The sequence below is a fragment of the Nonomuraea sp. JJY05 genome (genome assembly GCF_043496855.1).
In the GTDB taxonomy this organism is placed as follows: Bacteria; Actinomycetota; Actinomycetes; order Streptosporangiales; family Streptosporangiaceae; genus Nonomuraea.
Genome location: NZ_JBIEIS010000012.1, coordinates 96,342 through 116,408, shown reverse-complemented (window position 1 = coordinate 116,408; position 20,067 = coordinate 96,342). Strand labels below are relative to the sequence as shown.

The window sequence follows — 20,067 nt, the reverse complement described above, 5'->3', positions numbered from 1 at the left end:
AGTGCCAAAACCTGGAGCTCCATGATTCATGATCGGAAAGCGGGAAATAAGCCTTTAAGCAGTTGGATGTCATGCTTTGGGGCTTTAGTACGTTCCAACCTCATAACACGCCAGGAGCACGAAGGTCTCTGGAGTGTCACGGCGTTGAGATTTCAGTTATTCGCGCCATATGTTGTGGCGGTCAAAGAAGGAGGCGATGGTGGGGGTTTCTCCCGACAGCGCGGCCATCACTGTTGAGGGCCTTTGGAAGATCTTCGGCTCCAGGGCGCAGAAAGTCCTGGACAGCGAGGACAGGCTTCTCGACCAGGCCGCACTGAGAGAGAAGACCGGCTGCACCGCCGCCGTCAGGGACGTGAGCTTCGAGGTGCGACCGGGCGAGGTCTTCGTGGTCATGGGCCTGTCCGGCAGCGGCAAGTCCACGCTCGTACGCTGCCTCACCCGGCTGATCGAGCCCAGCGCGGGCGAGATCAGGATCGGCGGCGAGGACATCGGCCGCGCCTCCCCCGCCCGGCTCCGCGAGATCCGCCGCCACCAGGTCAGCATGGTCTTCCAGCATTTCGGCCTGCTGCCGCACCGCAAGGTGATCGACAACGTGGCGTACGGGCTGGAGATCCAGGGCACCGCCAAGGCGGCCAGGCACGCGCGGGCCGCGGAGATCCTCTCCCTCGTCGGTCTCGACGGGCACGCCGACGCCTACCCCGACCAGCTCTCCGGCGGCATGCAGCAGCGCGTCGGCCTGGCCCGCGCGCTGGCCGTGGACCCGCAGGTGATGCTGTTCGACGAGCCGTTCAGCGCGCTCGACCCGCTGATCAGGCGCGACATGCAGGCCGAGGTGATCCGCCTGCACCGGGAAGTCGGCAAGACGATGGTGTTCATCACGCACGACCTGTCCGAGGCGCTGAAGCTGGGCGAGCGGATCGCGATCATGCGGGCGGGCTCGATCGTGCAGCTCGGCACCGCGGAGGAGCTGGTGGGCGCGCCCGCCGACGACTACGTGGCCGACTTCGTGCGCGACGTGCCCAGGAGCCACGTGCTGACGCTGCGCTGGATCTGCCGCCCGCCCGAGCCCGGCGAGCCCCTGGACGGGCCCGTGTTACCGGCCACCACGCTCATCATGGACGCCGTCGGCGCCTCGTCCGCCTCCTCCCGCCCCATCAGGGTCGTGGACGGCGACGACCTCATGGGGGTCGTGGACCGCGTGGACCTGCTGACCTTCCTCTCCGGCGCGGACGTCACGGTGAAGGCATGAGCAGTACCGCCGTCAGCACGCCTTCCCGGCTGAGGTTGCCGAAGTGGGCGGCCCCCGCCGGGGTGGCGGTCCTCTTCGCGGTGGCGTACCTGGTCTTCCGCGGCACGGCGACGCTGCCGCACGACAAGGAGGCGCCGCAGTTCCTGGCGGTCACCGACCTGCGCGAGTGGATCGACGACCACCGCAACGACAACCCGCTCTTCCTGTACTTCCTCAACTACATCCGGCTCTTCGTGGGCTGGCTGTACGACCTCTTCCAGTCCGTCCTGTACGCGCTCGGCTGGCCCGGCATCACCGGCGTCATGGGCGCGCTGGCCTGGCTGGCGGGCGGCTGGCGGATCGGGCTGGCCGCGGTGGCGGGCGTGAGCGCGTTCGGCTTCCTGGGGTTGTGGCAGTCGAGCGTCGACACGCTGGCCCTGGTCGCGGTCTCGGTGCTGCTGTCGCTGGCGATCGGGATCCCGCTGGGCGTCTGGGCCGGGCTCTCGGGCCGCGTCCGGCGGGTGATCACGCCGGTGCTGGACGTCATGCAGATCATGCCGACGTTCGCCTACCTGGCGCCGCTCGCGCTGTTCTTCCACATCGGCGCCCCGGCCGGGGCCATCGCGACGATGATCTACTCGATCCCGCCGGCCATCCGCATCACCGCGCTGGCGATCTCCGAGGTCTCGCCCACGGCCGTCGAGGCGTCCAGCTCGCTGGGCGCGACGCGCCGGCAGACGCTGTTCAAGGTCTACCTGCCGCTGGCCAGGTCGACGATGGCGCTGGCGGTCAACCAGACGATCATGATGGCGTTGTCCATGGTCGTCATCGCGAACCTGATCTCCGCCCCCGGCCTGGGCGGCGACATCATCCGCGGCCTGTCGCGGGCGCAGGTCGGCATCATGCTCCCGGCGGGCGTGGCCATCGTCATCATGGCGGTGCTGCTCGACCGCACCATGATGGCGATCGCCCACCGCGAGCCGCACACGGGACCGAGCCGCGTCGATCTCGTCGCCGCCGCGGTGCTGGCGGTGGCCGGGGTCGCGCTCATCCCCGTGCTGCCCACGACGTGGCCGGACAGCCTCACGGTCAACTTCGTGGCCGAGGTGAACGACGCCGTCCGCTGGGCCGAGACCAGCTGGTACGGGGTGACCACGTCCATCAAGGACCTCACGACCAGCGCCCTGCTCAACCCGCTGGAGGCGCTGCTCACCTCGGCCCCGTGGTGGCTGGTCGCCCTGGCGGTGCTGGCCGTGGCCTGGCGGGTGAGCGGGGTACGCCCGGCGCTGACGGCCCTGGGCTGCCTGCTGGCCATCGCGCTGCTCGGCGTCTGGGAGCACACCATGCAGACGCTGACCACGGTCGTCGTCGCGGTGTTCGTCACGCTGGTCGCCGGCCTGCTGCTCGGTGTGGCCGCGGCCCGCTCGCCGCGATATTCGGCCGTGCAGCGGCCCATCCTCGACGCCGCGCAGACCATGCCGGCGTTCGTCTACCTGCTGCCGGCGCTGGCGCTGTTCGAGACCACCCGGTTCACGGCGATCTTCGCCTCCGTCATCTACGCGGTGCCGCCGGTGGTGCGGCTGGTCGAGGACGGCATCAAGGGCGTGCCCGCCACGGTCGTCGAGGCGGCCACCTCGGCGGGCTCGACCTCGGGCCAGCTCCTGTGGAAGGTGCAGCTGCCCATGGCCAGGCAGGCGATCCTGCTCGCGGCCAACCAGGGCATCGTGATGACGCTGGCCATGGTGGTCGTCGGCGGTCTGGTCGGGGCGGGGGCCCTCGGCTACGACGTGGTCGTCGGATTTTCCCAGCGACCCGACTTCGGCATGGGCTTCGTGGCCGGCATCGCGACCGTGCTGCTCGGAGTCATGCTCGACCGCATCACGCAGGGCGCCGACAGGCGCCCGTCCCCCCGAAAAAGGAAATCCACATGAAGATTCGCCTGCTCGCAGGCCTCCTCGCCCTCGGGCTCGCCGCTGTCGGTTGCGGCGGAGCCAAGGTCGAGACCTCTCCCAGCTCCTCCGCCGCCCCGGCGGCCTCCGGATCGAGCGCCGCCACCGGGACCGTGAAGATCGCGATCAACCCGTGGGTGGGCTACGAGGCCAGCGCCAACGTCGTCGCGTACCTGCTGAAGAACGAGCTCCGCTACAACGTCGAGCTGCCCGAGATCAAGGAGCAGCTCGCGTGGGAGGGCTTCGAGACCGGCGACGTCGACGTCATCATCGAGAACTGGGGCCACCCGGACCTGAAGAAGAAGTTCATCGAGGAGAAGAAGGTCGCGGTCGAGGCCGGCTCCACCGGTAACAAGGGCATCATCGGCTGGTACGTGCCGAAGTGGATGGCCGACAAGTACCCGGACATCACCGACTACAAGAACCTCAATAAGTACGCCTCCCTGTTCAAGACCTCGGAGTCCGGCGGCAAGGGCCAGCTCCTCGACGGTGACCCCAGCTACGTCACCAACGACGAGGCCCTGGTCAAGAACCTGAAGCTGAACTACAAGGTCGTCACCGGCGGCAGCGAGGCGGCCCTGCTCAAGTCCGCCACGCAGGCGCAGGAGCAGCAGAAGGCGCTGCTGTTCTACTTCTGGACGCCGCACTGGCTCTTCGACAAGGTGGACCTGGTCCGCGTCAACCTGCCGGCCTGGACCGACGGCTGCGACGCCGACCCCAAGAAGGTCGCCTGCGACTACCCGGAGATGGACCTCGACAAGATCGTCAGCAAGAAGTTCGCGGACACCGGCGGCAAGGCGTACGAGCTGGTCAAGAACTTCAGCTGGACCAACGAGGACCAGAACGCCGTCGCCAACGACATGACCAACAACGGCATGACCGGCGAGCAGGCCGCCAAGAAGTGGATCGAGGCCAACACCGCCAAGTGGCAGGCCTGGATCCCCAAGTGACGCCCACTTGACCGCGGCCCCGCGCGGGGCCGCGGTCACCGGAGACCTCATGTTGCGAACGAACAAGCTCGTCGGGCTGCTGGTCGCGGCCCTGCTGCTGACGACCGCCTGCTCCGGCGAGGAGCCCGGCTCCGCCACGGGGTCGAAGGGGACCGTCAACATCGACATCCACGGCTGGGTCGGGTACGAGGCCCAGGCCGCCGTGCTGGCGTACCTGCTCGAGCACGAGCTGGGTTACTCGGTGCGCAAGCGGACCATGAAGGAGGGCGATTCCTGGGAGGATTTCGAGGACGGCAAGGTCGATGTGATCGTCGAGAACTGGGGCCACAACGACCTGAAAAAGAAGTTCATCGAGCAGAAGAAGGTGGCCCTGTCGGCCGGGCTCACCGGCAACCAGGGCATCATCGGGTGGTACGTCCCCGAGTGGATGGTCAAGAAATACCCCGATATTACGGACTACCGAAACCTCAATAAGTACGCACACCTTTTCCGGACCGACAAAACCGGAAATGCCGGACAGGTTCTGGACGGAGATCCGACGTTCGTGACGAATGACGAGGCTCTCATCAAGAACCTCGGGCTCAATTACAAGGTCGTCTACTCGGGCAGCGAGGCGGCACTGATCAAGGCGGCCGAGTTCGCCACCAAGAATCGGACGCCACTGCTGCTGTATTTCTACGAGCCGCAATGGCTGTTCACCAAGGTCAAACTCGTCAAGGTGGCGCTGCCGCCCTACGCCCTCGGCTGTGACGACGATGCGAAGAGGGTCGCGTGCGACTATCCGCCGTACCTGCTCGACAAGATCGTCAGCAAGAAGTTCGCGCAGACCGGCGGCAAGGCGTACGAGCTGGTCCGCAACTTCTCCTGGACCAACGACGACCAGAACTCCGTGGCCAGCGACATGATCAACGAGAAGATGACCGCCGAGCAGGCCGCCGAGCGGTGGGTGCGGGACAACAAGATCGTCTGGAAGGACTGGATCCCGCGCCTACCGGTCGAGCCGCTGGTAGAGGCGTACCGACAGGACAAAGAAGACGACGGTGATCACCACCGGCCAGATCACCGCCATCAGGACGGCGTGCTGGGCCACCCACGAATCGCCGCCCCAGCCGGGGTTCCCGAAGAGCTCCCTGGCCGCCGCCACCGTGGACGACAGCGGGTTCCACTCCGAGATCGCCCCCAGCCAGCCCGGCATCGTGTCAGGCGCCACGAAGGCGTTCGAGAGGAAGCCCACCGGGAACTCCAGCACCTGGATCGCCACCACGCCGCCCGGATCCCTCATCAGCAGCCCCAGGTACATGCCGGCCCAGAGCAGCGAGAAGCGCAGCAGGAGCAGCAGGCCCACGGCGCCCAGCGCGCCCGGGAAGGAGGACGGCCGCCAGCCCACCGCCAGGCCGCAGACCAGCAGCCCCGCCAGGATCAGGACCGAGTTGAGCAGGTCCGCGACGGCCCGGCCGATCAGCACGGCGGAAGGCGCCATGGGCATCGAGCGGAAGCGGTCGGTGACACCCTTGGAGACGTCGGTGGCGACGGCGATCATGGTGGCGCTGAGGCCGAAGAGCATCGTCATGCCGTACATGCCGGGCATGAGGAAGGCGAAGTAGTCGGCCCCCGAGGGCACCTTGACCGCGCCGCCGAACAGGTACCCGAAGGCCAGCGTGATCACCACAGGGAAGAGGACCCCGAACACCACCGTCATCGGCTGGTTCGCCCAGTGGATCAGGTCGCGGCGGGCGACGGTCCAGCCGTCTGCCAGAGCCCATCTCATACGGCGCCCCCTCGGCGGTCGGTGAGGTTCAGGAAGACTTCGTCGAGCGTGGGACGGCGCACCGCGACGTCCTCGGCCTCGATCCCGGCGGACGCCAGGGCCGCCAGCGCCTCGGTGAGCGCCCGCACCCGGTCGCTCACCGGCGCGCTCACGTGCCTGGTGTCCCGGTCGACCTCGGCCGGCCCCGACGCCGCCCCGCCGACGATCCCGGCGGCCTCGTCGAGCCGCGCCGGGTCGTGGATCACCACGTCGAGCCGGTCGCCGCCGAGCTTGGACTTGAGCTCGTCGGGCGTGCCTTCGGCCACCACCCGCCCGGCGTCGATCACCGCGATCCGGTCCGCGAGCTGGTCGGCCTCCTCCAGGTACTGCGTGGTCAGCAGCACGGTGGTGCCGTCCGCGACGAGGTCGCGCACCGTGCGCCAGATCTCCGTGCGGCTGCGCGGGTCCAGCCCCGTCGTCGGCTCGTCGAGGAACAGCACGGGCGGCGTCAGGATCAGGCTGGCCGCGAGGTCGAGCCTGCGCCGCATGCCGCCCGAATACTCCTTGGCCGGCCCTTTGTGGTCCAGCCCGAACCGCTCCAGCAGCTCGTCCGCCCGGGCCCGGGCCTGCGACGGGCCGAGGTGGTAGAGGCGGCCGAACAGCTCCAGGTTCTGCCGGCCGGTCAGGATCTCGTCCACGGCGGCGTGCTGGCCGACGAGGCCGATGCTGCGGCGTACCTGCCGGGGCTGGGTCGCCACGTCGAACCCGGCCACCTCCGCGCGGCCGCCCGAGGCGCGCAGGAGGGTGGTGAGGATGCGGACGGTCGTGGTCTTGCCCGCGCCGTTGGGGCCGAGCAGGCCGCAGACCGTGCCCCGGCCGACGTCGAGGTCGATCCCGTCGAGTGCCGCCTTCTCGCCGTACTTCTTGCGCAGGTTCTGCGCGAGCACCGCTGGCATGCGTGTCCCTTCCCTGTTTTCCGTACGGCGTACCGTACAGCATACGGTTCACAGCGGCAACCGTACGGTGTACCGTACGCATGTGACCGTTGAGTACTCGGGAAAGGGCGACCCCGCGCGCAGCCTGGCGCTGCTCTGGCGCACCAGCGAGCGCGCCAGCCGCAAGGGCAAGCCCGAGCTGAGCGTCGACCGCATCGTGCGCGCGGCCATCGAGGTGGCCGACACCGAGGGCCTGCAGGCGCTGTCCATGCGCCGCGTGGCCGAGCGGCTGGGCGTCGGGACGATGTCGCTCTACACGTACGTGCCGGGCAAGCCCGAGCTGTTCGACGTCATGCTCGACACCGTCTACGGCGAGACGGCCAGGCCGGAGGACGTGCCCGGCGGCTGGCGGGGCCGGCTGGAGCAGATCGCCAGGGAGAACTGGGCCCTGTACCTGCGCCACCCGTGGCTGCTGCAGGTGGCGGTGAGCCGCCCGGTGCTCGGGCCGAACGTCACGGCCAAGTACGACTACGAGCTGCGCGCCGTGGACGGCATCGGGCTGACGGACCTGGAGATGGACTCGGTGATCACGCTGGTCGCCGGATTCGTGCACGGGGCGGCGCGCGGCGCGGTCGAGGCGGCGCAGGCCGAGAGCCTGACGGGCATGACCGACGAGCAGTGGTGGGCCGCGCACGCGCCCTTCCTCAGCCGGATCGCCGACGCCGACCGCTACCCCACGGCCGCGCGCGTCGGCCAGACGGCGGGCGAGGCCCTCAACGCCGCCTACAGCCCGGAGCACGCCTTCGAGTTCGGCCTGCAGCGCGTCCTCGACGGCGTCGAGGCCCTGATCAGCCGCCGCTCAGCCTGACGGCTCAGCCCGAAAGGGCCTTCTCGTAGGCCATGAGGGTGTCCACGAACATCCGCCGCTGCTCGGGCGTGAGCGGTCCCAGGGCCTCGCGCCAGGCCTTGGCGCCGTAGCCGAGCCACTCGTTGATCGACTCCTGGTGCGGGTCCGCGATGCTCACGATCGTACGGCGCCGGTCCGCGTCGTCCTCGCGCCGGTCCAGGACGCCCTTCCTGCTCAGGTCCCCCACCATCAGGCTGACCGTCGCGGGCGCGACCTCCAGCCGGGCCGCCAGCTCGTTCACCGTCATCGGCCCGTCGAACAGCAGGTAGGCCAGCAGCGACAGGTGCCGGGGCGCCAGGGACAGCGACTGCAGCTCAGGGGGGACCCCCAGCCGCTTGGCCCGCCCGACCATCCGCGGCATCAGCAGCAGCAGCGTCCTGATCCCGTCGTCCACGCTCAAGCCGTCTGTTGACATGTCCAACACCTTGATGTCTAAATTAGCTTTGCTTGCAAAGCAAATACGAAGCCTCGTCCAAGGATATGACGTGACCGATTTCAATCAGCAGGTGATCGAGGAGTTCCGGGCGAACGGCGGCGAGGTGGGCGGCATGTTCGAGGGCACGCCTCTCGTGCTGCTCACCACCACGGGCGCCAGGACGGGCCGGCGGCGCACCAACCCGGCCGTCTACCTGCGCGACGGCGAGCGGGTCCTGGTGTTCGCCTCCAACGCGGGCGGCGACGCCAACCCGGCCTGGTACCACAACGTGCTCGCCAACCCGAGGGTCGTCGTCGAGCTGGGAGCGGAGAGGTTCGCGGCGCGGGCGGTGTCGCTCGTAGGCGAGGAACGCGACCGCCTGTACGCCCGCCAGGCGGCGATCAACCCGGCCTTCGCCGCCTACCAGGACAAAACCGAGCGCGTCATCCCGGTCATCGCGCTCTACCCCGAGCGCGAGCGGCTGGAGGCGTTCGGGGACGAGCTGGCCAGGATCCACGACTATCTCAGGGGCGAGCTGGCCAAGGTCCGCCAAGGGGCGCCCGCCGACGACCTGCGGGCTCACTGCCTGGCCTTCTGCGACGCGATGGCCTTCCACCACAACGGCGAGGACCGGGTGGCCTTCCCGCACCTGGAGAAGCTCTTCCCCGAGCTGAAGGAGCCCCTCGACCGGCTGCGCGCCGAGCACACAGTGATCGCCGCGCTGGTCGCCGAGCTACGGAAGGCTCCCGGGCCGGCGACGCTGGAGCGTATCGCCGGCCAGATGGAGGCCCACTTCGCCTACGAGGAGGAGCAGCTGGTGCCGGTGCTCAACTCGCTGGAGAGCGCTCCCTGGAGCTAGCGCACGGGCGCGGCACGCAGCCGCACGACGTGCTCCACCAGCGAGATCAGCGTCGCCTTGACCGACTCGCGGTTGCGGGCGTCGGTACGCACGATCGGCACGTACGGCGACAGCGCGAGCGCCTCCCTGACCTCGTCGTCGGTGTGCGGGAACTGCCCGTCCCAGCCGTTGATGCCGATCACGAACGGCAGCTTCGCCTCTTCGAAGTAGTCGATCGCGGGGAAGCTGTCGGCGATCCTGCGGGTGTCGAGCAGCACGACCGCGCCGATGGCGCCGCGGACGAGGTCGTCCCACATGAACCAGAACCGGTGCTGCCCGGGCGTGCCGAACAGGTAGAGGATCAGGTCGCGGTCGAGCGAGAGGCGGCCGAAGTCCATGGCCACCGTCGTGGTCTGCTTGTTGGGGGTGAGACCGAGGTCGTCGATGCCCGCGGACGCGTCCGTCATCACCGCTTCTGTGGTGAGCGGAAGGATCTCGGACACCGCCCCCACGAACGTCGTCTTACCGACGCCGAACCCACCGGCGACGACGATCTTCGTCGACGTCAGCCCGGGGCTAGAGCCTGCGTAGTCCACTGAGCACCCTTTCGAGCATGTTGAGGTCAGGCTGTCCCTGGCTGAGGCGTGGCTGGTGCAGGCGGACGAGTCCTTCGTCGGACATGTCCGCCACGAGCACCCTGGCCACGCCCAGCGGGACGCGGAGCAGGGCCGAGATCTCGGCGACCGACCGGAACGACCTGCACAGCTGCATGATGGCCTCCTGCTCGGGGGTGAGCATGGCCATCTCGTCGTCCGGGATCGACATCGACGAGATCAACGTCTCCATCGCGAGGTGATAGCGCGGCTCGGAACGGCCGCCCGTCACCGCGTAAGGACGGAACAGGGGCTCTTCGTCCCCGGCTCCGTCAACGCCGTACACGGCCCTCTCCCATCAGTTCCATCACATCACCGGGTCCTGGCGGCCTGGAGTTCAGCCCGCAGGGCCGGCGTGAGCGCCTGTCCGGCCCTGTCCACCAGCAACGTCATCTGGTACGCCACCAGGCCCATGTCGCAGTCGGGGCCCGCCAGCACCGTCAGGACGGAGCCGTCGCTGATCGCCATGACGATGAGCAGGCCGCGCTGCATCTCGACGACGGTCTGCGTCACAGAGCCGCCCTCGAACACCCTGGAGGCCCCCACGGTCAGGCTCAGCAGGCCCGCGGAGACCGCGGCGAGCTGGTCGGCCCGGTCCGGCGGAAAGCCTTCGGAGGCGGCCAGGCACAGGCCGTCGGCCGACACGACGACGGCATGCGCGACTCCGGGCGTGTTACGCACGAAGTCGGTGATCAGCCAGTCGAACCTGTTCGCCTCGTGGCTAAGGGTTGTCACGCATCCTCCCCGGCGGGACGCTCACTCACTCTGTTCCTCCTGTCCACGTACTTCCTGGCGGCCCCGTCGCACACCCTGCTGGTAACTGGCCATCCGGCTGCGCATCCGATCCGCCGAAACCGGCGGCATCGGAGCCGGCCGCTGCGACTGCTGCGGCTGCGCCTGCTGGCTCGCCGTACCGGGAACCAGGTTGGCCTTGGGGGTGCGCTTCGGGAGCCCGGCGGCGGTGATGCCGCCGAGGCTGGGCTCGACGGCGGCGGCCGCCGCGCGCCAACCGGCGTCGGCCGCCGTTCGCCACGCTTCCTCCCCAGAGGGTACGGCTTGCGAGGGCTTGTCCTCACCATCTCCGGGCACCTGCGGCGCCGCCTCCTCCGGCGGCCTGCGGAACCAGGCGGACTCCACCGCCGCGAAGATCGGCAGGAACTCCTCCCGCTCCGGCTCCATCGGCGACACCTCGACCGAGGGCGTCGGGTCGGGCCGGCGCACGTCGTTCGTGGGATACGACGGGGGCGGCGCAGGCGTCTGGAACGCGCCATTGCCGGATGGGTAGGAGCCCGTGTTCGGCAGCGACGGATAGACGCCGGAGTCGAACGAGGGCGTCTGCCTGCGGTAGGAGCCGCCGTCGGTGTCGGCCGTGAACCCGTTCACGCCCGCCCTGCCGGGGTCCGACTGGTACGGCCCGCTGTCGAACGAGCGCGCTCCCGGCGTGCTCTCGGGAGTCGGGACACCGTGCCTGGGGGCCGGTGCGTTGGGACGCCTGCCGCCGTCGAAGGAGTCGAAGCTGCCGAACGACCTGAACGTCCCGTTCTGCGCGGGCGGGTTCGCCGGGGTGGGCACGGTCCCGCCGCCGAACGCGGGCCGCTGCGGCAGCGGCTGCTGCTGCGTGCCGTCGACGATCAGCGTGGGCGGGAGCAGCACCATCGCGATCAGGCCGGCGCCCTCGCCCTTCCTGAGCTGGACCCGGATGCCGTGGCGCAGCGCCAGGCGGCCGACCACGAACAGGCCCATGCGCCGGGAGACCGACACGTCCACGACGGGCGGCTCGGCCAGGCGGCGGTTGGCCTCGGCCAGCTCGTCCTCGGTCATGCTGATGCCGGTGTCGCTCACCGACAGCAGCGCGCCGCCGCCCTCGATGAGGCTGCTGGTGACGATGACCTGGGAGTTGCTCGGGGAGAACTGGATGGCGTTCTCGACCAGCTCGGCGACCAGGTGGACCAGGTCGTTCGCGGCGCTGCCGAGCACCGAGGTGGCCCGGTGCACCTTGACCTGGACGCGCTCGTAGCCCTCGACCTCCGACAGCGCGGCGCGTACGACGTCGACCAGCTTGGCCGGCTGGCTGCGCCGGCGGGTGGCCTCGTGGCCGGCCAGGACCAGGAGGTTCTCGGAGTTGCGGCGCATGCGGGTGGCCAGGTGGTCGAGCTTGAACAGGTCGGCCAGGCGGGCGCCGTCCTGCTCGCCCTTCTCCAGGCCGTCGATCAGCGAGATCTGCCGCTCGACCAGCGTCTGGGTGCGGCGCGAGAGGTTGACGAACATCGAGCTGATGTTGCTGCGCAGATCGGCTTCCTCGCCCGCCAGCCGCACCGCCTGCTGGTGCACCTGGTCGAAGGCCCTGGCGACCTCGCCGATCTCGTCGTTTCCGTCGACCTCGATCGGCCGGACCTCGCCGACGGACGCGTCGCCGCTGGCCCGCAGCCGGTGCACCACGTCGGGGAGCCGGAAGCCGGCCACCTCCAGCGCCTCGGTCCGCAGCCGGCGCAGCGGGGTGACCATCGAGCGGGCGATGGCCACGGTGAGCAGCAGGACCAGCAGCAGCAGCGCCAGGATCAGGATTCCCGCGACGATCGCGTTGCGGATCTCGGACTCGCGCAGCTCCTTGCTGCGCAGGCTCACCTCGCCGGCCAGCTCCTGCTCGATGCCGTGCAGCACGTCGATGGCCACGGAGTTCTCGTTGAACCACTGCTCGCGGCTGCCGTTGGCGGAGATCAGGTTGTCGCTGATCCGCGCGCCCGGCGCCCGGCCGCTGGCCAGCGTGACCGCGCGCGACTTGGTGAGCTGGACGTTGACGTACTCGGGCTGGGAGGTCAGCGCCTTGGACAGCTTGAGCCCGACCTCGGCGCCGGCCTCCGCGCCGACCTGCGAGATGTCGCTCTGCTCGCGCGCGTTGGAGGCGATGAACTGCTCGACCTCCTTGGCGTCCACGCGCTGGGTGTCGTAGGAGGCCTGGAGCAGCTGGACGCGCTGGCGGGAGATCTCCTCCTTGGCCGCGGCGAGCGCGCTCAGTGCGCGGAACTGGCCGATGATCTGCGGGTCGTCGGACAGCAGGCTCAGCTCGTCGTGCAGCTTGAGCAGGGTGTCGGTGAGGAAGTCGTACCGGATGGTCTCGGTCTGGCCCTCGGCGCGGATCCTCGGCAGCCGGCCCAGGTCGTACCTCACCTGCTGGGCGGCCTTCACGATGCGGGGGCCGTAGGAGTCGTCGATCGTTTCGAGATCGGCGTTCACGGTCTTGACCAGCGTGTCCACCGCGGCCTTGCGCTGCGCGAGCGGCTGGGCGAGCTTCTTGCGCATGGCGCGGTTGGCGCCGATCCAGCCGCCCGTGTCACGCTCCAGCCCGATCGCCTGCAGGAGGTCGCGGATATGGGCCGCCTGCTCCGCACCGGTCGCCGTGCGGTCGTAGTCGCCGATGCTCTGCACCGATCCGACGACTCGCGCTCCCCCGAGCACGACGCCGGCGATGGTGGGCACCAGGATCAGGGCGGTCAGCCGCCACCGCACACGCCAGTTCCTCAGGCCCAGGCGTGGCAGTGGCCGCTTTGCGCGGTCCCGCTTCACGGCTGGGCCGCTGTCGGAGTTCCCCGTCACTGCTTCCGCTACCCCTCAATCGTCCCGTCCCACCGACGGGCCTTCAAGCCGTCCACAAGGTATCCGCAGCTTCTGACTTACCGGGCATTTCGGACACAATCGTTACACATGTGACCGGCAGTCGTGTGCTGTTGGTTATCGCAGTGCGGCCAGGACTTGATCGCGGACTTGTGCCCTTTGCCCGGCGTCGCTGAGGGGGCGACCGGCGCGATCCACGACATAGAAGACGTCCACCGCCTCCGCGCCGAGAGTCTCCACGCGAGCGGCCCGCACGTCAAGACCGCACTCGCCGAACGCCCGTCCGATGCGCCACAGAAGTCCCGGCCTGTCATGGGCCCTGACTTCCACCACAGTGGCGGTCGCTGAGGCGTCGTCGACCAGTGTCACCCGAGGTGGGGCCACAGGTACGCGGGGCGGCCGCATGGCCCGGGCCCGGCGGGCCAGCCGCTGCTCGATGTCAAGACGGCCAGCAAGGACGAGACGGAGATCGGACTCCAGTGTCGCGGGGTCGGGCGGGGAGCCGTACTCGGGGATGACGGAGAACTCGATGACCGCGGTGGAGCCCGCGGAGGCGGACGAGGCGGAGCGCACAATGAGCCGGTGCGCGGACAGCACGCCGGCGGCGCTCCAGAGCAGCCCCACCCGGTCGGGGGCGACGACCGTGACGGCTCCCCCGTTGACGCGGACGGCCCCGCCGCCGTGCCGGGCGAGCGCGGTCTGATCGGCCGACAGGGTCGGCGGCTTGGGCGGCGGCGAGCCGGCCAGCACGGATCTGACGCGGCGCACGAGGTCGGCGACGAGCCCGGCCTTCCAGCTGTTCCAGGCGGCCGGTCCGGTGGCGTTGCCGTCGGCGACCGCGAGCGCGGCCAGCAGGTCGAGGACCTCCCGGGAGCCGACGGTGCCGGCGACCTTCTCGATCGTGACGGGATCGTCGAGGTCCCTGCGGGTGGCGGTCTCGGGCAGCAGCAGGTGGTGGCGTACGACGGTGGCCAGCGTCTCGACGTCCTGCGCGGGCAGCCCGATGCGGGTGGCGATGTCGCGGACCACGACCTCGCCCGTGGCCGAGTGGTCCCCCGGCCAGCCCTTGCCGATGTCGTGCAGGAGCGCGCCGATCAGCAGGAGGTCGGGACGGGAGACCTCGCGCGTGTGGCTGGCGGCGTTCGCGGCGGCCTCGATCAGGTGCCGGTCGACCGTGAAGCGGTGGATCGGGTTGCGCTGGGGTCGGTGGCGTACGCGTTCCCAGTCAGGAAGCAACTTGACAAGGATGCCCGCCTGGTCGAGCTCCTCCCACACGGGCACGGCGGCGCGGCCCGCGCCGAGGATCGACACCAGCGAGTCACGGGCCTCCTCCGGCCACGGCACCGGCATGGGGGGCGACTGAGCTGCGAGCACGGACACCGTCGCGGGGGCGAGCGGCAGCCCGGAGTCGGCCGCCGCGGCGGCGGCGCGCAGCACCAGCACGGGGTCCTTGCGGGGGTCGATCCCCCTGGCGAGCACCACTTCTCCGCCGTGCTCGACCACGCCGTCCGCCAGCGGGCGGCGGCCTCGGGGAGCGGGGCCTGACAGGAGCCTGTCAACAGTGCGCCAGGTGCCGTCGAAGGCGTGGGAGATGGTCCGGCCCGCCTCGGCGAGCCTGCGCATGAGCGCCTCGGCGTCGAGCAGGCCGAGCACTCCCGCCACGGCGTCCTGCTCCTGCAGCACCAGCCGGTCGGTGCCGCGGGCGGTGACGACGTGCAGCGCGTGCCGCACGTCGAGGATGAACTCGTACGCCTCGCGCGCCCTGGGGCCCGGCGCCGAGGCGACCCAGGCGGCCGCCACCGCCTGCATGGCCTGGACGTCGCGCAGCCCGCCGCGCCCGTCCTTGAGATCGGGTTCGAGCAGGAAGGCCAGCTCGCCGCTCGCCTGCGCCCGCTGGTCGGCCGCGTCACGCAGCTCGCCGAGCCGGCGCCGGGAGTCGGCCCGCCACTCGGCCAGCACCGCCTCCCTGGCCTTCCTGGTCAGCTCGGGGTCGCCGGCCACGTGCCGGGCCTGGATGAGGCCGAGCACGGCCTTCAGGTCCTGCCTGGCGACGCTCACCGCTTCTTCGACCGTCCGCACGGAGTGGTCGAGGTTGACCGCGGAGTCCCAGACCGGATACCAGATCCGGTCCGCGATCCTGGCCACGTCGGCCCGGCCGTTGTGCAGCAGGACCAGGTCGAGATCGCTGCCTGGTGCCAGTTCGCCCCTCCCGAGGCTCCCGACGGCGACCAGTGAGACGTGGTCGCCGTCGCTCGCCGTGCGGAAGAGATCCTTGAGCCAGCGGTCGGTGTCCGCGGTCCGCTCCTTGCGGGCCGCGGCGTACGAACGGGCCTCTCCCCTCAATGCTGTGCCCCCTTGCCGAGCTCCGCCCGGACACCGTCGTCCGGGCGTCGCCGTGGATCCATCGTTTCGGCCGAGCCCCGCCGGGTCACAGGGCTTCAGGACCCCGCTCTCCCGTGCGGACACGGACGACGGTGTCCACCGGGACGGACCAGACCTTGCCGTCGCCGATCTTTCCGGTGTGCGCCGCCTTGACGATGACGTCGATCACGTCCTCGGCGTCATCCTCCTCGGCGAGGACCTCCAGGCGGACCTTCGGCACCAGGTCGACCTGGTACTCGGCGCCGCGGTAGACCTCGGTGTGGCCGCGCTGGCGACCGTAGCCGCTCGCCTCGCTGACCGTCATTCCCTTGATGCCGAACTGTTCCAGTGCGGCCTTCACGTCATCCAGCTTGAAAGGCTTGATGATCGCGGTGATGAGCCTCATGCGTCCACCTTCTTGGCTGCCGGGGCGGTGGGCCCGTTGGGGGAGGTCACGCCGGAGGCGTAGACCGTGCCGAGGTCGTACCCCGTCTCGGCGTGCGCGGTGACGTCGATACCGGTGCGCTCGTCCTCGGTGGTGATCCGGAAGCCCATCGTCTTGTCGATGATCTTCCCGAGCACCCAGGTGATGACGAAGGAGTAGCCGCCGACCGCGACCGGGCCGAGCACCTGCAGGCCCAGCTGGCCGAAGCCGCCGCCGTAGAACAGGCCCTTGCTCTGCTGGTCGAGGAAGGGGTACGCGGCCAGGAAGCCGAGCGAGACGGCGCCGATGACGCCACCCACCAGGTGCACGCCGACCACGTCGAGCGAGTCGTCGAAGCCGAACTTGTACTTCAGGCCGACGGCGTAGGCGCAGAGGACACCGGCGAGCAGGCCGATGAGCATCGCGGCCCACGGGTCCACGAAACCACAGGCGGGGGTGATGGCGACCAGGCCGGCGACCGCGCCGGAGGCGACGCCGAGGCTGGTGGCGTGCCCGTCGCGCATCTTCTCCACGACGAGCCAGGCGCCCGCGGCGACCGCGGTGGCGATCTGGGTGTTCATGAACGCCAGGCCGGCGGTGCCGTCGACGGCCAGCTCGGAGCCGGCGTTGAAGCCGAACCAGCCGAACCACAGCAGGCCCGCGCCGAGCAGGACGAACGGGAGGTTGTGCGGCCGCATCGGCTCCTTGCGCCAGCCGGCGCGCTTGCCGAGCACGAGACACAGTGCCAGGCCCGCGGCTCCGGCGTTGATGTGGACGACCGTGCCGCCCGCGAAGTCCTCGATGCCCATCGTGTTGAGCCAGCCGGTGCCCCACACCCAGTGGGCGACCGGGAAGTAGACGATCGTCGCCCAGAGGATGGAGAAGAGGATCCACGCCCCGAACTTCGCCCGGTCCGCGATCGCGCCGCTGATCAGCGCGACGGTGATGATGGCGAAGGTCAGCTGGAAGGCGGAGAAGACCAGGCTCGGCATGCCGGTGCCGTCGTCCTTGGTGGCCGTGTCCACCAGACTCTGCAGGCCGAGTGCGTCGAAGCCGCCGACCACGTTGTTGATCGCCGAGCTGGGGTTGTCGGTGAACGCCAGCGAGTGCCCGAACAGCACCCAGGCGATGGTCACCGTGATGATGGCGCCGAACGACATCATCATCATGTTCAGGACACTCTTGGCCCTGGTCATGCCCCCGTAGAAGAAAGCGAGACCCGGAGTCATCAGCAACACCAGCGCGGTGGCCGCGAGCATCCAGGCTGTGGTGCCGCTATCGATCTTCACGACGCGACCCTCCTTACATGTGACGTGTGGCCACAGCGTGTTCGTCCGGCGTTTCATGACTCGACCAGGCGTGTTTCACATTCGTGAATCTCGCCACACTGGTGTTTCGGACGCGTTTCGGTGTTCTCACACGTCCCATTTCGGCTCAGCAATATCAGCCATGAGATACTTAGGTTTGCCTAACCTTCGATCAAGGAATGCCGATGCGTCTTCGCCTGGCCGTCGCCGCCATGCTCCCCGTCCTCGCCCTCGCCGCCTGCGGCACTTCGACGTCCTCGCAGGAGGCGGGCCCGACCCGGACCGTCAAGCACGCCATGGGAGAGACGAAAGTGCCGATGACCCCCAAGCGGGTGGTGGTGCTCGACACGGACAAGCTCGACTCGATGGTCTCGCTCGGACTGGCGCCCGTCGGCGCGGCGCAGGCGTCCCAGAACCAGAAGTGGCCCGCCTACCTCGGCTCGGCCCTGTCGGCCACCAAGGCGGTCGGCACCACCCAGGCCCCCAACATCGAGGCCATCATGGCGCTCCAGCCGGACCTCATCCTGGGCAGCAAGTTCCGGCAGGCGGCGTTCTACGACAAGCTCAGCAAGATCGCGCCGACCGTGTTCACCGAGAAGGTGGGCATCACCTGGAAGGAGAACTTCCTGCTCGACGCCGAGGCGCTGGGCAAGAAGGACCAGGCCCAGCAGCTGCTGTCCACCTATGAGGCGCGGGCCAAGGAGGTGGGCGCGAAGTTCTCGAAGCTGAAGGTGAGCATCGTGCGGTTCATGCCCACCGAGATCCGCATGTACGGGCCCGAGTCCTTCAGCGGCATCGTCGTGGGTGACGCGGGCATCCAGCGGCCCGAGGTGCAGCAGCTGGCCGGCCAGGCCGACAAGCGCTTCGGCAAGCTGAGCCAGGAGAACATCGCCCAGGCGGACGGCGACGCGATCTTCTACACCGCGTACGGGGAGGCGGCCGTCAAGTCACAGGCCACGGTGACCGGCGGACCGCTGTGGAAGAACCTCGGCGCGGTCAAGTCGAACAACGCGCACAACGTGGACGACGAGATCTGGATGACGGGCATCGGCGTCACGGCGGCCGGCAAGATCCTGGACGACCTGGACAAGTACCTCACGCCGCTGGCGTCGTAAGCCGCGCCAGGCGTACCCGGTCGCCTTTCCTGACCCTCCCGGGCCGCACCACTCGCGCGTACACCCCCGCGCAGGGCTGCGGCCCCATGTCGAACACGGGCACCCGGTTGTGCCTGGCCACCGTGCGCAGCGCGTCGGCATCGCGCCCGAGGTTCCCGTGTCCGAGCGTCGGCACCGCGCAGCGCGGGCTGGCCACGATCACCGCCAGCGCCACCTCGTCACCGATGTGCAGCTCGCGTCCCACCCAGTCGTTCTCCACGAAGCCCTCCGTGTCCGTCCCGATCACCAGGTTGGGCCGGTAGCGGAGGGCTTCGACGGTGCCGCGCGGGCCGAGCGCGCCGATCCGCGCGATCGCCGAGGTCGTGATGAGGTGGATCGGGGCGAAGTCGAAGAACGTCCCGGCGGGCGAGGCGGCGCCGAGCGTGCCGACGGTGTGGGGGACCTCCGCCTCGATGCCCTCGGCCAGCACCCGTTCCGGCACCGAGCGCTCGAACTCGGCGCCCTCCGGAGGCACGTCGATCAGCCGTACCTCGCGCCCGAGCAGCCTCGACAGCTCCTCGTCGCCGGGGACTCCGGAGCCCTCGATCGCGAGCAGGCCGCGCCAGAGGCGGGGGTTCTTGGCGCTGGCGATCTTCCCGGTCGCGACGTCGAGCACCGCCCGCGCCCGGTCCCCGGCCAGCCCGCGCTCGGTCACCTCGCTCTCGGCCAGCTCCTCCCCGAGCATCGACTTGACGGGATAGCGCCGCACCGCCTCCAGATACATGGGGCGATCTTAGGCTGCGGCCCGAGCCTAGGGTCGGGCCCAGAACCGCCTCAGATGCGGCACCAGCTCGTCCGCCCGATCATCGGGGAAGAACAACCGCCCGCCCTCGATCTCGACGATCTCCTTGACGCCGGGGATCGTGTCCCGCAGCCACCGGGCCCAGCTCACGTCGAAGAACACGTCCCCCGTGCCCCAGACCAGGAGCGTCGGCACGGTCAGCACGGTGAGCTGCGGCTCGATGGCGATCATGTCCTTGGCGTCGATCGAGGTCAGCAGGCGCTCGAAGGCCCGGCCGCCGCCGGGCTTGGCGAAGATCGGCCGCAGGTACGCCTCCACCAGCGCCGCCGGGTCGTCGATCCGCCCGTAGCCCTCGCCATACGCGGTCTGGGCCAGGAGCTCCGGCCGGTCCAGGACGAGCGCGGTGAGCGCGGCCAGCTCGCCCCTGGCGGCCAGGTCGACCGTGGGCTTGAACGCCTCGGGCGGGGTGTTGGTGTGGACGTCGCAGTTGGTGAGGGTGAGCGTACGCAGGCGCTCGCGGTGGCGTACGGCGAAGACCTGGGCCACGGCGCCGCCCGTGTCGTTGGCGACGAGGTCCACCTCGGTGAGCCCGAGCCCCTCGCACAGCTCCTCGACGGCCTCGGCGAGCGCGGGGATCGACAGATCCTCGCGCGGGGCGCTGCCGCCGTGCAGCGGCAGGTCGATGGCCACGCAGCGGCGCTCGTCGCGGAACGCGGCGATGACGTTGCGCCACAGGTAGGAGCTGGTGCCGACACCGTGCACGAACAGGCTGACGGGCCCTTCCCCCACGTCGACGTAACTGATGCCCTCCATGGGACCCTCCTCGGGCCGATTACAAACCGACT

Annotated in this window: 18 protein-coding genes and 1 pseudogene; 7 read left to right on the top strand and 12 right to left on the bottom strand. The window is 69.7% G+C overall.

All coding sequences use genetic code 11. The annotated features are described in order from the left end of the window. Positions 1–196: 196 nt before the first annotated feature. The 4 genes and pseudogenes from ACFKCF_RS20665 to ACFKCF_RS20650 form a co-directional block, all read left to right on the top strand. Complete coding sequence (locus ACFKCF_RS20665) at positions 197–1,249, top strand: glycine betaine/L-proline ABC transporter ATP-binding protein (protein ID WP_394495765.1); 1,053 nt, start codon at positions 197–199, stop codon at positions 1,247–1,249. Next, the gene (locus ACFKCF_RS20660) at positions 1,246–3,159 is read left to right on the top strand and encodes an ABC transporter permease (protein ID WP_394495763.1); all 1,914 of its coding nucleotides are present in this window, start codon (positions 1,246–1,248) and stop codon (positions 3,157–3,159) included. Before ACFKCF_RS20665 ends, ACFKCF_RS20660 begins: the two co-directional genes overlap by 4 nt. Continuing rightward, positions 3,156–4,127 (top strand): ABC transporter substrate-binding protein, encoded by a 972-nt coding sequence (locus ACFKCF_RS20655; protein WP_394495761.1) that lies wholly within the window; start codon positions 3,156–3,158, stop codon positions 4,125–4,127. Before ACFKCF_RS20660 ends, ACFKCF_RS20655 begins: the two co-directional genes overlap by 4 nt. 49 nt (positions 4,128–4,176) lie before the next feature. Continuing rightward, positions 4,177–5,019: pseudogene (locus ACFKCF_RS20650) on the top strand (ABC transporter substrate-binding protein); the annotation flags it as partial. A gap of 96 nt (positions 5,020–5,115) precedes the next feature. On the opposite strand, the gene ACFKCF_RS20645 reads toward ACFKCF_RS20650, so the two are convergent. Together ACFKCF_RS20645 and ACFKCF_RS20640 are read right to left on the bottom strand one after the other, a co-directional pair. Then, positions 5,116–5,895, bottom strand: coding sequence for an ABC transporter permease (locus ACFKCF_RS20645; RefSeq protein ID WP_394495759.1), 780 nt, complete (start codon positions 5,893–5,895; stop codon positions 5,116–5,118). Then, a complete protein-coding gene (locus ACFKCF_RS20640) occupies positions 5,892–6,830 on the bottom strand; it encodes an ATP-binding cassette domain-containing protein (protein ID WP_394495758.1) in 939 nt (312 codons plus the stop codon). Before ACFKCF_RS20640 ends, ACFKCF_RS20645 begins: the two co-directional genes overlap by 4 nt. 82 nt (positions 6,831–6,912) lie before the next feature. Between ACFKCF_RS20640 and ACFKCF_RS20635 the strand changes: the two genes are divergently transcribed. Continuing rightward, a complete protein-coding gene (locus ACFKCF_RS20635; protein WP_394495756.1) occupies positions 6,913–7,677 on the top strand; it encodes a TetR/AcrR family transcriptional regulator in 765 nt (254 codons plus the stop codon). Between the two features lie 4 nt (positions 7,678–7,681). Here the strand turns inward: ACFKCF_RS20635 and ACFKCF_RS20630 are convergent, their stop codons facing one another. Beyond that, positions 7,682–8,131 (bottom strand): MarR family transcriptional regulator, encoded by a 450-nt coding sequence (locus ACFKCF_RS20630; protein ID WP_394495754.1) that lies wholly within the window; start codon positions 8,129–8,131, stop codon positions 7,682–7,684. Between the two features lie 70 nt (positions 8,132–8,201). Here ACFKCF_RS20630 and ACFKCF_RS20625 point away from each other — a divergent pair, with 70 nt between their 5' ends. Then, the gene (locus tag ACFKCF_RS20625) at positions 8,202–8,990 is read left to right on the top strand and encodes a nitroreductase/quinone reductase family protein (protein WP_394495753.1); all 789 of its coding nucleotides are present in this window, start codon (positions 8,202–8,204) and stop codon (positions 8,988–8,990) included. Here the strand turns inward: ACFKCF_RS20625 and ACFKCF_RS20620 are convergent. The 7 genes from ACFKCF_RS20620 to ACFKCF_RS20590 all read right to left on the bottom strand — a co-directional run bounded on the left by ACFKCF_RS20620 (position 8,987) and on the right by ACFKCF_RS20590 (position 17,308). Beyond that, positions 8,987–9,538, bottom strand: coding sequence for an ATP/GTP-binding protein (locus tag ACFKCF_RS20620; RefSeq protein ID WP_394496055.1), 552 nt, complete (start codon positions 9,536–9,538; stop codon positions 8,987–8,989). The two genes, ACFKCF_RS20625 and ACFKCF_RS20620, sit on opposite strands and share 4 nt — an antisense overlap. A 7-nt stretch (positions 9,539–9,545) precedes the next feature. Next, on the bottom strand, positions 9,546–9,908 hold the full coding sequence (locus tag ACFKCF_RS20615) for a DUF742 domain-containing protein (protein ID WP_185071484.1): 363 nt from the start codon (positions 9,906–9,908) through the stop codon (positions 9,546–9,548). Between the two features lie 26 nt (positions 9,909–9,934). Then, a complete protein-coding gene (locus tag ACFKCF_RS20610; RefSeq protein ID WP_185071483.1) occupies positions 9,935–10,357 on the bottom strand; it encodes a roadblock/LC7 domain-containing protein in 423 nt (140 codons plus the stop codon). Between the two features lie 21 nt (positions 10,358–10,378). Continuing rightward, a complete protein-coding gene (locus tag ACFKCF_RS20605) occupies positions 10,379–13,129 on the bottom strand; it encodes a nitrate- and nitrite sensing domain-containing protein (RefSeq protein WP_394495752.1) in 2,751 nt (916 codons plus the stop codon). A 222-nt stretch (positions 13,130–13,351) separates the two neighbouring features. Further along, complete coding sequence (locus ACFKCF_RS20600; RefSeq protein WP_394495750.1) at positions 13,352–15,577, bottom strand: [protein-PII] uridylyltransferase; 2,226 nt, start codon at positions 15,575–15,577, stop codon at positions 13,352–13,354. Positions 15,578–15,662: 85 nt separating this feature from the next. After that, the gene (locus ACFKCF_RS20595) at positions 15,663–16,001 is read right to left on the bottom strand and encodes a P-II family nitrogen regulator (protein WP_192790675.1); all 339 of its coding nucleotides are present in this window, start codon (positions 15,999–16,001) and stop codon (positions 15,663–15,665) included. Then, positions 15,998–17,308 carry an ammonium transporter gene (locus ACFKCF_RS20590; protein WP_394495748.1) on the bottom strand — a complete coding sequence of 437 codons (1,311 nt, stop codon included), beginning with the start codon at positions 17,306–17,308 and terminating at the stop codon, positions 15,998–16,000. The genes ACFKCF_RS20595 and ACFKCF_RS20590 overlap by 4 nt, the downstream gene beginning before the upstream one ends. Positions 17,309–17,511: 203 nt before the next feature. Here ACFKCF_RS20590 and ACFKCF_RS20585 point away from each other — a divergent pair, with 203 nt between their 5' ends. Then, positions 17,512–18,441: an ABC transporter substrate-binding protein gene (locus ACFKCF_RS20585; RefSeq protein WP_394495746.1), complete on the top strand. Its 930-nt coding sequence runs from the start codon at positions 17,512–17,514 to the stop codon at positions 18,439–18,441. Here the strand turns inward: ACFKCF_RS20585 and ACFKCF_RS20580 are convergent. Both ACFKCF_RS20580 and ACFKCF_RS20575 read right to left on the bottom strand, forming a co-directional pair. Next, a complete protein-coding gene (locus ACFKCF_RS20580; RefSeq protein WP_394495744.1) occupies positions 18,422–19,204 on the bottom strand; it encodes an MOSC domain-containing protein in 783 nt (260 codons plus the stop codon). The genes ACFKCF_RS20585 and ACFKCF_RS20580 overlap by 20 nt on opposite strands. Positions 19,205–19,231: 27 nt before the next feature. Next, a complete protein-coding gene (locus tag ACFKCF_RS20575; protein ID WP_394495742.1) occupies positions 19,232–20,035 on the bottom strand; it encodes an alpha/beta fold hydrolase in 804 nt (267 codons plus the stop codon). Positions 20,036–20,067 lie beyond the last annotated feature (32 nt).

Bases quoted from the DNA above. Each gene is read 5' to 3' on its own strand.
- ACFKCF_RS20665 (WP_394495765.1), top strand. From the start codon at position 197: ATGGTGGGGGTTTCTCCCGACAGCGCGGCCATCACTGTTGAGGGCCTT.
- ACFKCF_RS20660 (WP_394495763.1), top strand. From the start codon at position 1,246: ATGAGCAGTACCGCCGTCAGCACGCCTTCCCGGCTGAGGTTGCCGAAG.
- ACFKCF_RS20655 (WP_394495761.1), top strand. From the start codon at position 3,156: ATGAAGATTCGCCTGCTCGCAGGCCTCCTCGCCCTCGGGCTCGCCGCT.
- ACFKCF_RS20645 (WP_394495759.1), bottom strand. From the start codon at position 5,895: ATGAGATGGGCTCTGGCAGACGGCTGGACCGTCGCCCGCCGCGACCTG.
- ACFKCF_RS20640 (WP_394495758.1), bottom strand. From the start codon at position 6,830: ATGCCAGCGGTGCTCGCGCAGAACCTGCGCAAGAAGTACGGCGAGAAG.
- ACFKCF_RS20630 (WP_394495754.1), bottom strand. From the start codon at position 8,131: ATGTCAACAGACGGCTTGAGCGTGGACGACGGGATCAGGACGCTGCTG.
- ACFKCF_RS20595 (WP_192790675.1), bottom strand. From the start codon at position 16,001: ATGAGGCTCATCACCGCGATCATCAAGCCTTTCAAGCTGGATGACGTG.
- ACFKCF_RS20585 (WP_394495746.1), top strand. From the start codon at position 17,512: ATGCGTCTTCGCCTGGCCGTCGCCGCCATGCTCCCCGTCCTCGCCCTC.
- ACFKCF_RS20580 (WP_394495744.1), bottom strand. From the start codon at position 19,204: ATGTATCTGGAGGCGGTGCGGCGCTATCCCGTCAAGTCGATGCTCGGG.
- ACFKCF_RS20575 (WP_394495742.1), bottom strand. From the start codon at position 20,035: ATGGAGGGCATCAGTTACGTCGACGTGGGGGAAGGGCCCGTCAGCCTG.